Consider the following 15161-nt stretch of genomic DNA (forward strand, 5'->3'; position numbering starts at 1 on the left):
GTGTCCGTGTCGCTCTGACCTGGATTAAGTTACGCGAGCACCCCCACAAACACCAAATCGCCAGGTCAACGCCGATTCCGGCCGCGTTCAGGGCACCCAGTACTTCGCAGCGAGGCTCTGGACCACCTCGTCGTCCTCGCCGGCCTGGGACAGCAACGCGAGATCGCCGTCGATATCCGTCAGGCGGGGGTCGTCGGCCTCCGCGGCGTCGATCGGCCGGCCCCCGTCCTCCGCACGCTGACGCATGATCTTGTCGCGGACCCGGTCCTTCAGAGAGTCACCCATATACCGAGCATGAGTGCGCCGGTTGCGGTTGTCGAGCGCCTCGGAGGGCGTGTCACCGGTCGTCGCGATCCCGGAACACGCGGATCGCCATGGGGATCACCACGACGAGCGCACCGATGATCAGGATCAGGGAGAAGATTTCCATCAACATGACTCCATGGTCCCTGTCCGCACGACATCACGCGAGGACGACCGAGCCCTGGAACCAGAAGAGCCCCTCACCGGTGGGTGAGGGGCTCTTCGTGGAGCTGCCTGTCGGAATCGAACCGACGACCTTTTCATTACGAGTGAAATGCTCTACCGACTGAGCTAAGGCAGCATGCCGTTCGGCGTCCGAAGTCTAGCGGACTACCCCCACCGGGATGCAAACCGGCACTTCAGTCACCGGAACGCAGCACTCAAGCGCGCCGCCATGGCTGCCAGCGCGAACTTCGGCTTGACGTTCTGCGCGAGAGCCTCGCGGCACTCGAGGATCGCTTCGATACAGTCGAGCAGGGCCTCCGGCCTGGTACGGGAGGCGAGATCGGCTGCACGCTCGGTCATGTCCGGATGGTTGGGCGTCGCGGTGGAACCGAACGCGTGGGCGAGGGCATCCCGGTACAGCCCCGCGAGGTCGATGAGCGCGCGGTCCATGATGTCGCGTTCGGTCCGGGTCTTGCGGGACTTCTGCGTGCGCTCGAGTTCTTTCAGTACGCCGGCCGAACCGCGCAGCGCACCTGCGGCTCCCTTACCCGTACCGCCGGCACCGAGCGCCGTCCTCAGCTCTTCTGTCTCACGCTCATCGCGTTCGACACTGACCTCCTTGGCTTCCACCTCGGCGCTGCGTCCGAGTTCCTCGGCTGCGGAGTACGTCGTCGCAGGCCGGAGAACGGCCCCGGCGAGCTCGAGGGCGCGGTTGCGGTTTTCCCGCGCGATCGTGTCGGTGGCCAGACGGCGGGCCCTGCCGACGTGGCCCGCACTCACCGAGGCGGCCCACCGCGCAGTCTTCTCGTCGATGCCGTCGCTGAGCTGCAAGACCTCCGCGATCGACGCGGCGCTGGGCGTGACGAGACCGACGTGCCGGCAACGGGACCGAAGCGTCACCGAGATGTCCTCGGGATCGGTCGACGGGGCGCACAGCAGGAACACGGTGCGTTGCGGCGGTTCTTCCACCACCTTCAGCAGCGCGTTGGCCGCTCCCTCGGTGAGACGGTCGGCATCCTCGATCACCACGACTTGCCACCGGCCGGTGCTGGGCCGGCGCGATGCGACCTGCACGATGGCGCGCATCGCCTTGACGCTGATGGTCAGGCCTTCGGGGATCACCCGCCGCACGTCGCCGTGGGTACCGGCCATCGTGGTGGTGCATGCGTGGCAGTGTCCACATCCCGGAGTCTGTTCGTCGGTGCACTGCAGCGCGGCCGCGAAGCACAACGCCGCGATGGACCTGCCCGATCCGGGCGGGCCGGTGAACAGCCACGAATGCGTCATCGCCGAGCCGGTATCGCCGTTGCGCGCAGCGACTGCAGCCGCAACGAGATCGGTCTCGACATCGTGCTGGCCGACGAGACGATCGAAGACACCGGACATGCCGACCAGCGTAACCACCGGCACCGACCTGTTCCGTCCGGCTGTCCGAAACGTTCAAGACCTACGTGCCCGGCCCGCTCTACCGTCGGGTCATGACCATTCGATTCTCTGCCATCGGCCTGGTTGTCGAGGACTTCGGGCGCTCCTTCGAGTGTTACCGCACACTCGGCCTCGACCTGCCCGCCGAAGCACCCGACGCGCCGCACTTCGAGGTGACGGCGGCCGACGGTGTCCGTCTGATGTGGGACACGATCGACTCCGTGAAGTCGTTCGATCCGGGTTTCGAACCGGGGGCGGGCGGGCCGAGCCTCGCATTCGAGTGCGGTTCACCGGGCGAGGTCGACGAGATGTACGCGGCACTGGTTGCCGCCGGGTGCACTTCGGCGATGAAGCCCTGGGATGCGGCGTGGGGGCAGCGTTACGCGAGCCTGCTCGATCCGGACGGCCACGGCATCGACCTGTTCGCTGCACTTTCCGAGTAGTTACGGCCCGGACCGCGGACGGACGAGGTCACCGAGCGTCGATCCCGACAGGGCGCGCACCTCACGCGCGAGGTGCGACTGGTCGCTGTACCCGCACTCGGCCGCAACCCTGGCCGGGTCTTCGCCCGCACGAGCGCGTTCCACCGCCCGCCGGAAGCGCAGGACGCGGGACAGCGTCTTCGGCCCGTAGCCGAACGCCTGGTGTGCGCGCCGGCGGAGGGTTCGTTCACTCCAGCCGGCAGCGGTCGCGGCATCGGCGACCGTCATACCGGATGCGAATGCATGCGCGAGCCCCGACAGAGGACTTCGAGGTGCTTCGTCCAGATCGCGGCGAGCGGCATGGACGAGGCCGGACACCGGGTCGTCTTCGACGGCCGCCACGATGTCGCGGACCCGGCGCGGGGACCAGATCTGGTCGAGGGAGACGCGCCGGTCGCGTAATTCGGAGGCGTCGACACCCAGGAACACGGGCCCGAGGCCGGGTGCGAACCGCACTGCCGCCAGTTTTCGCCGCGCCGCGAGGTCCGAGAACTGTGCGCGCGTGTCGGGACCCGCAACGAGAAGGCCGTCTTCGTGCCAGATCAGATCCATGCATCCGTCGGGCAGAACGGTGTTTCCGGCCGGTCCGGCGGGATCGGGCGTCGACACCCAGGCGATGACCCCGGGTATCCCGGACGCCCATTCGCGGTACACACCGCAAGGGTAGGCGTCCGGGCCGGGATCAGTCTGCTGCCTTCTTCGCCGCGGCTTTCTTGGCCGGGGCCTTCTTCGCCGCGGTCTTCTTCGCTGCGGTCTTCTTGGCGGGCGACTTCTTCGCCGCGGCCTTCTTGGTGGCCTTCTTCACCGGACCGCGCGCACGCCGGTCGGCGAGCAACTCCGAAGCCCGCTCGTCGGTGATCGTCGGGACCTCGTCACCCTTGCGCAGGCTCGCGTTGGTCTCGCCGTCGGTGACGTACGGACCGAACCGCCCGTCCTTGATCACCATCGGCTTTTCGCTCACCGGGTCCACGCCCAGTTCACGGAGAGGCGGCGTGGCCGCAGCCTGCCGGCCACGGCGCTTCGGCTCGGCGTAGATCTTCAGCGCCTCGTCGAGCGTGACGGTGAACATCTGCTCTTCGTCCGCCAGGGACCGCGAGTCGGTGCCCTTCTTCAGGTACGGACCGTAACGGCCGTTCTGCGCCGTGATCTCTTCACCCGACTCGGGATCGACACCCACGACGCGCGGGAGAGACAGCAGCCGGAGCGCGTCCTCCAACGTGACCGTCGAGAGATCCATCGTCTTGAGCAGCGACGCGGTGCGCGGCTTCGGACCGGTGGCCTTCTTGGCCGCCTTCTTCGCGGGTGCCTTCTTCGCCGCCTTCTTGGCGACAGCCTTCTTCGTCGCGGTCTTCGTGCCACCGCCGGCGGCCTCGACCTCCTCGACGGGGATCGGTGTCACGTCCGGTTCGGGTTCCGGCTCCGGGGTGGGCTCGGGCAGCAACTCGGTGACGTACGGACCGAAGCGGCCCTCCCGCGCGACGACCTCGTGACCGGTTGCGGGATCGACACCGAGCACGCGCCCCTCCTGGGGCGTGGAGAACAACTTCTCCGCGTACTCGAGCGTCAGCTCGTCCGGCGGCAGGTCGTCGGGGAGATTCGCGCGCTGGGAGATCGGGTCGCCGTCCGGGTCGTCCGGGTTGACCACCATCCGCTCGAGATACGGGCCGAACCGCCCGACCCGAACATGGACCTCGCGGCCCTCCGCGTCGTCGAACAGGCGGATCGAGTTGATCTCGCGGGCGTCGATGTCCTCGAGGTTCTCGCTGACGAGCTTCTTCAGGCCGCCCTGTCGTGCGACCGACTGCTCGCCGCCGTGCTCGCCGCCGAAGTAGAACCTCGTCAGCCAGTCGGTCCGGTGTTCGTGACCGGAGGCGATCTCGTCGAGGTCGTCTTCCATACCCGCGGTGAAGTCGTAGTTCACGAGCTGCGAGAAGTGGGATTCGAGTAGGCCGATCACGGCGAACGCCACCCAGGACGGGACGAGCGCACTGCCTCGCTTGTAGACGTATCCGCGATCGAGGATCGTCTTGATGATCGAGGCGTACGTCGAGGGCCGGCCGATGCCGAGTTCTTCGAGCGTCTTGATGAGGCTCGCCTCGGTGTACCGCGCCGGCGGGTTCGTGGAGTGGCCGTCGGGATCGAGCTTCGTCGCGGTGACCGCGGAGCCTTCGCTGAGGTTGGGCAGGCGCGACTCGGCGTCGTCGGACTGGCCGCCTGCCTCTTCGTCGACGCTCTCGACGTAGGCCTTGAGGAAGCCTGCGAACGTGATGGTGCGGCCCGACGACGAGAACGTGCACTCCTCCCCCGTGCCGGCGGTGCCGGTGATCCGGAGGGTGAGGGTGGTGCCGCGGACATCAGCCATCTGCGACGCGACGGTGCGCTGCCAGATCAGCTCGTAGAGGCGGAACTCGTCGCCGTCGAGACGCGCATGCAACTCACCCGGGGTGGCGAACACGTCGCCGGCGGGGCGGATCGCCTCGTGCGCTTCCTGCGCGTTCTTGACCTTACGGGTGTACTGGCGCGGCGTCGGGTGCACGAATTCGGCGCCGTACAGCTGGGTGGCCTGGGCGCGCGCTGCGCTGATCGCCGACTCGGACAGCGTCGTGGAGTCCGTACGCATGTACGTGATGTAGCCGTTCTCGTACAGCCGCTGCGCGATGCGCATGGTGCGTTCCGACGAGAACCTGAGCTTGCGCCCGGCTTCCTGCTGCAACGTCGAGGTCATGAACGGCGCATACGGCTTACGGGTGTACGGCTTGCTCTCGGCCGACGACACCGTCAGCGCGGTTCCGGCGAGCGCCTCGGCCAGACGACGCGCGTAGGTCTCGTCGAGAACCACGACGCCGGTGGACTTCAGCTTGCCGTCGGCACCGAAGTCACGGCCGGAAGCGACGCGGGAGCCGTCCACTCCGACCAGACGCGCACCGAACGAGCGGGGGCTCGTGGTTTCGCCCGCGTCCATGGTCGCCGCGATGTCCCAGTACTCGGCAGACCTGAATGCCATCCGCTCGCGTTCGCGCTGCACGATGATGCGGGTCGCGACGGACTGCACGCGCCCGGCCGACAAGCGCGGCATGACTTTCTTCCACAACACCGGGCTGACTTCGTAGCCGTACAGCCGGTCGAGGATGCGCCGGGTTTCCTGCGCGTCGACAAGGTCGGTGTCGAGTTCGCGGGTGTTCTCCGCGGCCGCCCGAATGGCGGATTCGGTGATCTCGTGGAACACCATGCGCCGGACCGGAACCTTGGGCTTGAGGGTCTCGAGCAGATGCCAGGCGATCGCCTCGCCCTCACGGTCGGGGTCGGTGGCGAGATAGAGCTCGTCGGCGTCCTTGAGGAGACTCTTCAGTTCGGAGACCTTGGACTTCTTCTCCGGGCTGACGACGTAGAGCGGCTCGAAATCGTGATCGACGTCGACACCGAGGCGGGCCCACGACTCACCCTTGAATTTGGCAGGGACATCCGCGGCGCCGCGCGGCAGATCCCTGATATGACCGACCGACGCCTCGACGACGTAATCGCGCCCCAGGTAGGGGGCGATTTTTTTCGCCTTGGTCGGGGATTCGACGATGACCAGCCGACGTGTACCCGAGGACCCGTCCGAAGTGCTCTTGTCTGCTGCCACCGTGCCGCCTGTGCCTTCCCTCTACCGACATGTCGCGCTTCTCGAAGACATGTATACCGACCACGTCCCCCCGACGTAGCCACACACAGGGTCGCACATCCTGGGCGGACGCCTCATCACGTGTGGTGGTCCCACGGCGCGGCACGAGGCCAGACCTCCCACGCCCCGGGGTCGTCGGGCGGTGCCCCGATGTTCTCGACGAGCCTGGTCAGGCGCTTGCGGCCGGACACTCGCAGGCCCGGCGACGACCCGCGTGTGCCGATGAGAGTGGGTGCGATACCGGCCCGCAGGAACGCCTCGGCGAGGGGCGCATGGGTGTCGGGTGTCTGTGGATCGAGGCCGAGGACGTATCGCTCTCCGTCCACTTCTTTCGTACCCGCGGCAAGAAACCATGCGCGCTGAGCACGCGAACTCGGCACCCACTCGAACGGCACCGTCTTCACCGTGCCGCGCATCCACAGCAAAGCCAATGGCACCGTCTCTGCGGCGAACGCCGTGCACACTGTCGTGCGGCCGTCGTCGGTGGTGCCGATCTCCGGTTCCAGCCCCGCCTCGGACATCAGGTGTGCGATCCCGGTAGCGCGCCAGGGGGCATCGACAACGGCGGAGATCCGGGCCCGGTCTCCGCGAATCGCGACCCGGCCCTGGGCTGCCAGCACCCCGCTCAGGTCTGCGACCGAAGGTGGCCCGAGCTCGGCGCCGAAGAACGACAGCTGGCTCACGATCCTCCTTCCGGTCGATCGATACCCGAAAATGCATCGTCCCCCATCACCGGAGGTGACGGGGGACGATTCAGATGAGGAGTCGAGCCTCACCTTGCGCTCATGGGAGCAATCTCTCAGACAGCGCGCACGCCGGTGGCCTGCGGGCCCTTGGTGCCCTGACCGACCTCGAACTCCACGCGCTGGTTCTCCTCGAGGGTCCGGAAACCGGCGCCCTGGATCTCGGAGTAGTGAACGAACACGTCTGCAGAACCGTCCTCGGGAGCGATGAAGCCGAAGCCCTTCTCCGCGTTGAACCACTTCACAGTGCCCTGTGCCATGCTTTTCCTTCTCTTTCTTACCACCGGATTCGACAGACCACCGGAAACGCGGCCCGCCCGGCCCCGGTTCCGACCGCTGTACTTCCGAACCCCCGTGGGAAGAGCAAAGCACCGCGCCCGCAACCATCGATCCTGCGAGCGTTCACTCTCTCAAGTCCACGAACACAGAAGCTGCGACCGCGTGCCAGTCAACCATGCCCGGAGCGGTCGCGACAGTAGTAATGGGCACAAACGTCCCAGAAAAATCGAAGGTCCCCGACCGTCGGTACGATTACCGATCGGTAGTGGTTTCCGCCCGCCGCAGACGGCAGAACCGCCGCCCCCGTTCGACCCCGCAACCCCCGGAGCGCTCCGTGCCCAGCTCACCCCCGTTCGATCCGGGTAACGGCACGGCTGCGACCTACGGACGTGAACTCCTCGACCGCCTCCTGGCCGGAACACCCGCCGGCGAGTCCCCGCTCACCCACGTCGCCGCGCTGCCCACCCGGCCGGCGCAGCACACCGATTGGCCTCGCTGGGCAGCCGAGCCGGTGGTCCGGGCGCTGCGCGAGCACGGGGTACCGCAGCTGTGGAGCCATCAGGCCGCCGCCGCCGATCTCGCCGCCGCCGGGGAGAACGTGGTCGTCGCCACCGGAACCGCGTCCGGCAAGTCGGTGGCGTATCAACTTCCCGTGCTCACTGCCCTGGCAGCCGACCCGCAGGCCACCGCGCTGTATCTCTCCCCCACCAAGGCACTGGGGGCCGATCAGCTTCGCGCCGTCACCGAACTGACCATGATGGAGCCCGAACTGTCGACGGTGGCGGCGTGCGCGTACGACGGCGATACCAGCACGGAGATGCGGCAGTGGGCGCGCCGGCACTCACGGTGGATTTTCACCAATCCCGACATGTTGCACGTGTCGCTACTGCCCGGGCACGCACGGTGGGCGCGGATGCTGCGTCGGCTGAAATACGTGGTGATCGACGAATGCCACTCGTACCGAGGAGTTTTCGGGTCGCACGTCGCACTGATCCTGCGCCGGCTCCGGCGGCTGGCCCGACACTACGGCGCCGATCCCGTGTTCATCCTGGCCTCCGCGACCACCGGCGAACCGGCCGACGCGGCGTCCAGGCTCATCGGTGCACCGTGCCGTGCGGTGACCGAGGACGGGTCGCCACACGGACCCAGGACCGTCGCGATGTGGGAACCTCCGTTGCTGCGGGAGGTCACCGGAGAACACGGGGCTCCCGTGCGACGCGCGGCCGGAACCGAAGCGGCCCGGCTGCTCGCCGACCTCGTCGTCGAAGGTGCACGAACGCTGACGTTCGTGCGATCCCGGCACGGTGCGGAACTCACGGCCATGGGCGCGCGACGGTTGCTCGCCGCGGCAGCGCCCGACCTCGTCGATCGCGTTGCCGCCTACCGCGCCGGTTACCTCGCGGAAGATCGCCGCGACCTCGAGGCGGCGATCTCGGACGGACGTCTGCTCGGGGTGGCGAGTACGAACGCACTCGAACTCGGAGTCGACATCGCCGGTCTCGACGCGGTGGTCGTCGCGGGTTTTCCCGGCACCGTGGCCTCGTTCTGGCAGCAGGGCGGCCGCGCCGGGCGGCGCGGGCAGGGATCGCTGGTGGTGCTGGTCGCCCGCGACGACCCCCTCGACACGTATCTGGTGCACCATCCTCAGGCGTTGCTGGGCAGGCCGGTCGAGTCGACCGTGACCGACCCGGCGAACCCGTACGTCCTGGGGCCGCAGTTGCTCTGCGCGGCGTCGGAAAAGCCGCTGAGCGACGACGAAGTCGAGGAATACGACGCGTGGGAAGTCCTCGCTCGCCTCGCGGAGGACGGCCTCGTCCGCAGACGTCCCCACGGCTGGTTCGTCACTCCCGGTACGCATCCGCACGCGGAGATCGACATCCGCGGCGGCATCGGCGGGCAGGTCGCGATCGTGGAAGCGGAGACCGGGCGGATGCTCGGCACCGTCGAAGGCAATCGCGCGCCCGCGACGATGCATCCGGGTGCCGTACACCTGCATCGGGGGGAATCCTTCGTTGTCGACGAACTGCACCTTGACGACGGAATCGCACTCGTCCACGCCGAGGACCCCGAATGGTCCACCAGCGCACGGGAAGTCACGGAGATCTGCTGCACGTCGATCGACGAGCATCGGGACCACGGCCCCGTCACCGTCGCGGCGGTAGGTGTCGAGGTGACGCATCAGGTGGTCGGATATCTCCGGCGTCTGCCCTCCGGCGAGATCCTCGATCAGATCCCGCTGGAGATGCCCGAGCAGACCCTTGCGACCCGCGCTGTGATGTACACCGTCGATCCCGGACTGCTCTCGCAGATCGGCCTCACGGCCGAGCGGATCCCGGGTTCGCTCCACGCCGCCGAACACGCGGCGATCGGTTTGCTCCCCCTCGTCGCCACGTGCGATCGAGGGGATATCGGCGGCGTCTCCACCGACCTGCACCCGGACACCGGTCTTCCCACGGTCTTCGTCTACGACGGGCAGCCCGGCGGAGCCGGATTCGCCGAGCGCGGCTACCGCCGGATCTCGCAATGGCTCGAGGCAACCCGAGACGCCGTCGCAGCGTGCGAGTGCGTCTCGGGTTGCCCGTCGTGCGTGTATTCACCCAAGTGCGGCAACGGCAACGATCCGCTCGACAAGTCGGGCGCCGTGCTCGTCCTGACCGCCGTGCTCGACGCGATCGGCAGCCAGGACTGACACCGCATTACAACCGTCAGACCGCCGGCCTGTGCTCGTCCTCGGCACGTTCGGCGGCCAGCAGTGCCGCACGCTCTTTCCGCCGGAGCGCCTGCTGGGCCGGGTCCGGAACCGGGACAGCCGCCAGCAACCGCTTGGTGTACGGATCGGACGGCGACCGCAGAATACGATCGGTCCGGTCGAACTCCACGAGCTTGCCGGCCCGCATCACCGCGATACGACGTGCAAGCACCTCCACGACGGCAAGGTCGTGGCTGATGAACAGGCATGCGAAGCCGTATTCGCGCTGCAGTTCCTGGAACAGCTCGAGCACCTTGGCCTGCACCGAGACGTCGAGCGCCGACGTCGGTTCGTCCGCCACCAGCAGTGTCGGTTCGAGAGCCAGCGCCCGGGCGATACCCACGCGCTGACGCTGACCACCGGAAAGCTGATGCGGGTAGCGGTTGCGCATGTCTCGCGGCAACTGAACCTGATCGAGCAGTTCCTCGACCTTCTTGTCGCGCTGGGTGCGGTCCATTTCGGTGTGCAGCAGCATCGGCTCGCCGATGGACTGTCCGATGGGCCAGCGCGGGTTCAGCGACGAACCCGGGTCCTGGAACACGATGCCGACCTTGCGGCGGACCGGGCGCAGATCGCGTGTCGACATCTTCGTGATGTCGGTGCCCGCAACGGACAGTGAGCCGGAGTGCAACTTGAGCAATCCCACTACGGCCTTGCCGATCGTCGACTTGCCCGAACCGGACTCTCCGACGAGTCCCACGACCTCACCGGGCTCGATGTTGAGGCTCACGCCGTCGACCGCCCGGAAGCCGCTGTTGCGACGCGCCCCGGGGTACTCGATCACGCCGTCGACGATTTCGAGTGCGTACCGCACGTCCGGAGTGTCGTCGGTTCCGGCCTCGCCGACTCGCGAGCCGAGGTGGGGCACCGACGCCAGCAGTTCACGGGTGTAGGCGTGCTCCGGCTTGTTGAAGACCTGGTCCGACGTCCCCTGCTCGACGATGACACCGTTGCGCATGACGAGCATGCGGTCGGCCATGTCGGCGACGACACCCATGTCGTGCGTGATGAGCACGATCGCGGCGTCCACGCGCTCACGCAGATCCCGCATCAGTTGCAGGATCTCGGCCTGCACGGTGACATCGAGCGCGGTGGTGGGCTCGTCGGCGATGAGCACCGCCGGTTCGGAGGCCAGCGCCTGGGCGATCATCGCCCGCTGGCGCTGACCGCCGGAAAGCTGATGCGGGTAGTACTTGACCCGCTTCTCCGGTTCGGGCATATCCACGAGACGGAGCAACTCGACCACGCGCTCCTTGGCTTGCGCCTTGGTCATGTCCGAGTGCGAGCGAATGGCCTCGCTGATCTGCCACCCGATCGTGTAGACGGGGTTCAGGGCCGTCATGGGCTCCTGGAAGATCACGGCAATGTCTTTGCCGCGCACCGAGTTCAGTTCACGTTCCGACAGACCGACGAGTTCACGACCGTCGAGAGTGATGCTGCCGCGGACACGGCTGTTGTCGGCGAGCAGACCCGGTACGGCCATGGCCGTCGTCGATTTACCCGATCCGGATTCGCCGACGATCGCCAGGATTTCGCCCCGCGCCACCTCGAACGAGACGTCACGTACGGCTGTTCTCCAGGTCTTGTCCACCTCGAAGTCGATGGTCAGACCGGAGACTCCGAGGATTGCGCGGTCGGTCGTGGTCTCGTCGATCGTGTCGACACTCATTGCGTCAGCTCCGTTTCGGGTCGAGCGCATCTCGCAGCGCATCACCCATGAGAATGAAGGCCAGCACGGTCACCGACAGGAACGCGGCCGGGAACAGCACCAGGTGCGGCGACGTCGAGATGTAGTTCTGGCCCAGGTTGATCTGCAGGCCCCATGACATGGCGGGCATTTGCAGGCCGATACCGAGGTACGACAGTGCTGATTCCGCGGCAATGAACGTACCGACGGCGATGGTGGCGTAGACCAGAACAGGGGTCAGCGCGTTCGGCAGAATGTGCCGGACCAGGATGCGGAAGGTCGAGGCTCCCAGCACCTGGGCGGCCTGAACGTACTCGCTCTCCTTGATGGCGATGACCGACGAACGCACCAGGCGCATTGCTGTCATCCAGCCGAAAGTGATCAGTGCCAGCGACACGGTCCAGATGGTCCGCTCGGACGTCACCGTCAGCAGCACCAGCGCGCCGAGCAAGAGCGGGATGCCGAAGAAGATGTCCGTGAAACGGGCGAGCACGCTGTCGAGGGCGCCACCGAAATAGCCTGCGAGCGCACCGATCAGCACACCGATGATCAGGACACCGATGACTGCGAGGAGGCCGATGCCCAGGGAGACGCGGGCACCGTAGATCACGTTGGCGTAGTAGTCGCAGCCCTGCAGATCCGTTCCGAACCAGTGCTGTGCACTCGGTGGCCAGCGGCTGTCGGACAGGTTGCACGCCCGAGGGTCGATGCCACGGGCGAACAGCTGCGGCATCAGCGCCATCATCACCAGGACGATGGTGATAATCCCGCCGAACCAGAAGAACACGCTGCGGCGCAACTTCTTCCACGCGTTGCCCCACAAGCTCGCCTGGCCCACCAGTTGGACGGCTTCGCCCGTCATGACATTGCCCGGCTCGCCCTCCTCCACGGCATGTGTACGGGCGGCCTCGGCATTTTTGGAATCCATACCACTACTCGTATCTGATCCGGGGGTCGAGGAATGCGTACAGCACGTCCACGACGAGGTTGAAGAAGATGTAGAAGAAGACCATCAGCGTGACGATGCCGACGACCACCGCACCTTCCTGGTTCTGTACAGCGTCGAAGATTGCGCGGCCCAGTCCGGGAATGTTGAACACCGATTCGGTGATGATCGCGCCGCCCAGCAGTGCGCCGATATCGGCGCCGATGAAGGTCACCACGGGTATCAAGCTGTTACGCAGCGCATGCCGGACCACGATGCGTCGATACCCGACGCCCTTGGCCCGCGCGGTGCGAATGTAATCGGCGGCCATCGACTCCGACACCGCGGTGCGAGTCAGCCGGGCAACGTATGCCATCGACAGCGACGCGAGCACCAGGCCCGGAAGCAGGAAGCTGTACCAGCCGTTGTGGATACCGGCGATCGGGAACAGCCCCAGCTTGTATCCGAGGACGTACTGCGAGACGAAGCCGAGGACGAACACCGGCACCGACACCAGCAGTGTCGACGAGACGAGCACCAGGTTGTCGAAGAAGGAGTTGCGACGCAGGGCTGCGAGCACGCCGGCCGTGATACCGATGAGGACCTCGAACGCGACGGCCACCGCCGTCAACTGCATGGTCACCGGCATCCGTTGCGCGATGGTGTCCAGCACCGGCCTTCCGGAGAAGTCGGAACCGAAGTCGCCCTGCAGAAGTCCGCCGACGTACTTGATGTACTGGACGAAGAACGGATCGTCGAGGTTGTACTGGGCGCGAAGCTGCGCCATGACCGCGGGCGCGAGCGGACGATCACCCGCGAGCGCGCGAATGGGGTCGCCCGGGAGGGCGTAGACCATCGCGAAGATCAGAAAAGAGGCGCCGATCAGGACCGGAATGGTCAGCAGCAATCGGCGCGTGATGAAGCGACCCACTGGGTTCTCCTATACGGAACAGAACGTCCTACACAGTGGTGGGGTGCCTCGCTTGTGCGAAACACCCCACCACTTGTCACTCAGTTGACCGTGACCTCTTCGACCACGATGTCGCCGAACGCGTCGATCTTCACGTTGTCGACCCGGTCGCTGTACACGGCCTGGTTGAGACCGTAGAACAGCGGCGCGGAAGGCATGTCGCGGAACAGGATGTCCTCGGCCTTCTGGTACTCCGTCGTGGCAGCCTCGAGCGAGTCGGCGTTGTTGCCGGCCGACAGGGCCGCGTCGAACTCGGGGTTGCTGTAGAAGGTGTTGTTCGAGCCCGCGGGCGGCAATGCGCTGGTGCTGTAGATCGGTGCGAGGAAGTTGTACAGGGACGGGTAGTCCATGATCCAGGCGAAGCGGAACGGGCCGGTCATGCCCTTCTCGTCCTGCAACGGCAGGTACTGCGCGAACTGCAGATCGCCGCGCAGCACGTACTCGATACCGAGGTTGCTGCGGATCTGGTTACCGACCGCGGTCATCCACGGGTCGTGCGCGGCTCCGGCGTTGAACCACAGATCAACCGGCTGGCTGCGATCGAAGCCGGCCTCGTCGAGAAGCTTGTTGGCCTGCTCGACGTTCAGCTCACACTTGGCGCCACAGGCGTCCTCACGGTAACCCTCGACGACCGGGGACCCGAAGGACTTGGCCGGCGTACGAGTGTTGGTGAAGATGGCCTCGGTGATGGCTCCACGATCGATCGCCATCGAGAAGGCTTCACGGACACGGGGATCCGAGAAACGCGGGTCGTAGGTGGGGAAGCTGAGCGAGGTGATGTCGGGGCGCGGGCGCTCGAGGTAGCGATCACCGAACTGATCGCGAGCGGTGGCCCACGCGTCCGGCGGCAGGTCCAGCATCACGTCGAGGCCGCCGGCCTGGACGTCCGTGTAACCGGTGGCCAGTTCGGTGTAGACCTTGAACTGCACGCCGTTCGACTGCGCGGCGTTCTCACCGGCGTAGTCCTCGTACTTGGTCACGGTGAAGCCCTGACCGTCGACGAAGTCCTCGTCGGCCTTGAACGGGCCGTTGCCGATCGGACGACGGCCGAAGCCCTCGGGATCGGAGAAGAAGGCTTCGGGCAGCGGCATGAACGCCGAGTACCCGAGCGTGATCGGGTAGATCGCGAAGGGTTCCTTCAGCTCGACCGAGATGGTCGAGTCGTCCACTGCCTTCAGACCGGACATGGTGGTCGCGGCCGGCTCGCCGCCCTCTGCGGCCTGCAGATCGTCGTAGCCCTTCACGTTCTCGAAGAAGTACGACGCGCCGTATGCGTTGGTGCTCAGCGCGGTGTAGTTCCAGGCGTCGACGTAGGACTTGGCATTGACGGGAGTCCCGTCGTGGAACGTCCAGTCCGGCTTCAGCTTGATGGTCCAGTTGACCTGGTCCTCGGACTCGACCGACTCTGCGACGCCGGTGTACTCGACCTCACTGGTCTCGTCGTTGTAGTTCACCAAGGGCGCGAACAGCGCCTTGAGGACCTGGTTGCCCTCACTCTCGGTGGTGTTGCCGGGAACCAGGGGGTTCTCGGGTTGATCGATGTACAGGCTGTACGTGCCCTCACTACTGCCGGCAGCACTACTGCCGCCACATGCCGCAAGCATGCCGACGGCTACGAAGCCCACCGACACGACCGCGATCGTGCGCTTGATCCTCAAAATCAATCCTTCCTCAGCCCCAACGGGACAGCACCGCTGTCCACGAAGTCCGCGATGATCCACGGTGTCGGTGTGAGCCACAAGAACAAGACCGTGCGGCCCGGAACGTCG

At 66.4% G+C, this 15161-nt stretch carries 12 protein-coding genes and 1 tRNA gene; 2 read left to right on the forward strand and 11 right to left on the reverse strand.

Translation table 11 applies throughout. From position 1 onward, the window contains the following. Nucleotides 1-87: 87 nt before the first annotated feature. From HF877_RS20455 to HF877_RS20465, 3 genes are all read right to left on the reverse strand, one after another. Nucleotides 88-285, reverse strand: a complete 198-nt coding sequence (locus HF877_RS20455; protein WP_169623033.1) for a hypothetical protein — start codon at nucleotides 283-285, stop codon at nucleotides 88-90. A 243-nt stretch (nucleotides 286-528) separates the two neighbouring features. After that, nucleotides 529-604, reverse strand: a tRNA-Thr gene (locus HF877_RS20460). Nucleotides 605-666: 62 nt separating this feature from the next. After that, complete coding sequence (locus tag HF877_RS20465; RefSeq protein ID WP_169623034.1) at nucleotides 667-1854, reverse strand: DNA polymerase III subunit delta'; 1188 nt, start codon at nucleotides 1852-1854, stop codon at nucleotides 667-669. 92 nt (nucleotides 1855-1946) lie between these two features. Between HF877_RS20465 and HF877_RS20470 the strand changes: the two genes are divergently transcribed. Next, nucleotides 1947-2336, forward strand: a complete 390-nt coding sequence (locus HF877_RS20470) for a VOC family protein (protein WP_169623035.1) — start codon at nucleotides 1947-1949, stop codon at nucleotides 2334-2336. Here HF877_RS20470 and HF877_RS21680 read toward each other — a convergent pair whose 3' ends face one another. The 4 genes from HF877_RS21680 to HF877_RS20490 form a co-directional block, all read right to left on the reverse strand. After that, complete coding sequence (locus HF877_RS21680; RefSeq protein ID WP_169623036.1) at nucleotides 2337-3029, reverse strand: helix-turn-helix transcriptional regulator; 693 nt, start codon at nucleotides 3027-3029, stop codon at nucleotides 2337-2339. A gap of 28 nt (nucleotides 3030-3057) precedes the next feature. Further along, nucleotides 3058-6000 (reverse strand): type I DNA topoisomerase, encoded by a 2943-nt coding sequence (topA, locus tag HF877_RS20480; RefSeq protein WP_169623037.1) that lies wholly within the window; start codon nucleotides 5998-6000, stop codon nucleotides 3058-3060. A gap of 116 nt (nucleotides 6001-6116) precedes the next feature. Continuing rightward, nucleotides 6117-6722 (reverse strand): hypothetical protein, encoded by a 606-nt coding sequence (locus HF877_RS20485; RefSeq protein WP_169623038.1) that lies wholly within the window; start codon nucleotides 6720-6722, stop codon nucleotides 6117-6119. 116 nt (nucleotides 6723-6838) lie between these two features. Further along, nucleotides 6839-7042 (reverse strand): cold-shock protein, encoded by a 204-nt coding sequence (locus HF877_RS20490; RefSeq protein WP_054720028.1) that lies wholly within the window; start codon nucleotides 7040-7042, stop codon nucleotides 6839-6841. A gap of 353 nt (nucleotides 7043-7395) precedes the next feature. On the opposite strand from HF877_RS20490, the gene HF877_RS20495 reads away from it, so the two are divergent. Further along, nucleotides 7396-9750: a DEAD/DEAH box helicase gene (locus tag HF877_RS20495; protein WP_346765257.1), complete on the forward strand. Its 2355-nt coding sequence runs from the start codon at nucleotides 7396-7398 to the stop codon at nucleotides 9748-9750. A gap of 16 nt (nucleotides 9751-9766) precedes the next feature. Here HF877_RS20495 and HF877_RS20500 read toward each other — a convergent pair whose 3' ends face one another. The 4 genes from HF877_RS20500 to HF877_RS20515 form a co-directional block, all read right to left on the reverse strand. After that, the gene (locus HF877_RS20500; protein WP_169623062.1) at nucleotides 9767-11437 is read right to left on the reverse strand and encodes an ABC transporter ATP-binding protein; all 1671 of its coding nucleotides are present in this window, start codon (nucleotides 11435-11437) and stop codon (nucleotides 9767-9769) included. Nucleotides 11438-11483: 46 nt separating this feature from the next. Further along, nucleotides 11484-12359: an ABC transporter permease gene (locus HF877_RS20505; protein ID WP_169623063.1), complete on the reverse strand. Its 876-nt coding sequence runs from the start codon at nucleotides 12357-12359 to the stop codon at nucleotides 11484-11486. 70 nt (nucleotides 12360-12429) lie between these two features. Continuing rightward, nucleotides 12430-13353, reverse strand: coding sequence for an ABC transporter permease (locus HF877_RS20510; RefSeq protein WP_169623040.1), 924 nt, complete (start codon nucleotides 13351-13353; stop codon nucleotides 12430-12432). Between the two features lie 80 nt (nucleotides 13354-13433). Next, a complete protein-coding gene (locus HF877_RS20515; protein ID WP_206037439.1) occupies nucleotides 13434-15050 on the reverse strand; it encodes an ABC transporter substrate-binding protein in 1617 nt (538 codons plus the stop codon). Nucleotides 15051-15161 lie beyond the last annotated feature (111 nt).

This window comes from Rhodococcus sp. BL-253-APC-6A1W, assembly GCF_012843405.1.
Classification (GTDB): domain Bacteria; phylum Actinomycetota; class Actinomycetes; order Mycobacteriales; family Mycobacteriaceae; genus Rhodococcus.

Coding starts and splice junctions, on each gene's coding strand:
- HF877_RS20465 (WP_169623034.1), bottom strand. CDS start 1,854: ATGTCCGGTGTCTTCGATCGTCTCGTCGGCCAGCACGATGTCGAGACC.
- HF877_RS20490 (WP_054720028.1), bottom strand. CDS start 7,042: ATGGCACAGGGCACTGTGAAGTGGTTCAACGCGGAGAAGGGCTTCGGC.
- HF877_RS20470 (WP_169623035.1), top strand. CDS start 1,947: ATGACCATTCGATTCTCTGCCATCGGCCTGGTTGTCGAGGACTTCGGG.
- HF877_RS20505 (WP_169623063.1), bottom strand. CDS start 12,359: ATGACGGGCGAAGCCGTCCAACTGGTGGGCCAGGCGAGCTTGTGGGGC.
- HF877_RS20455 (WP_169623033.1), bottom strand. CDS start 285: ATGGGTGACTCTCTGAAGGACCGGGTCCGCGACAAGATCATGCGTCAG.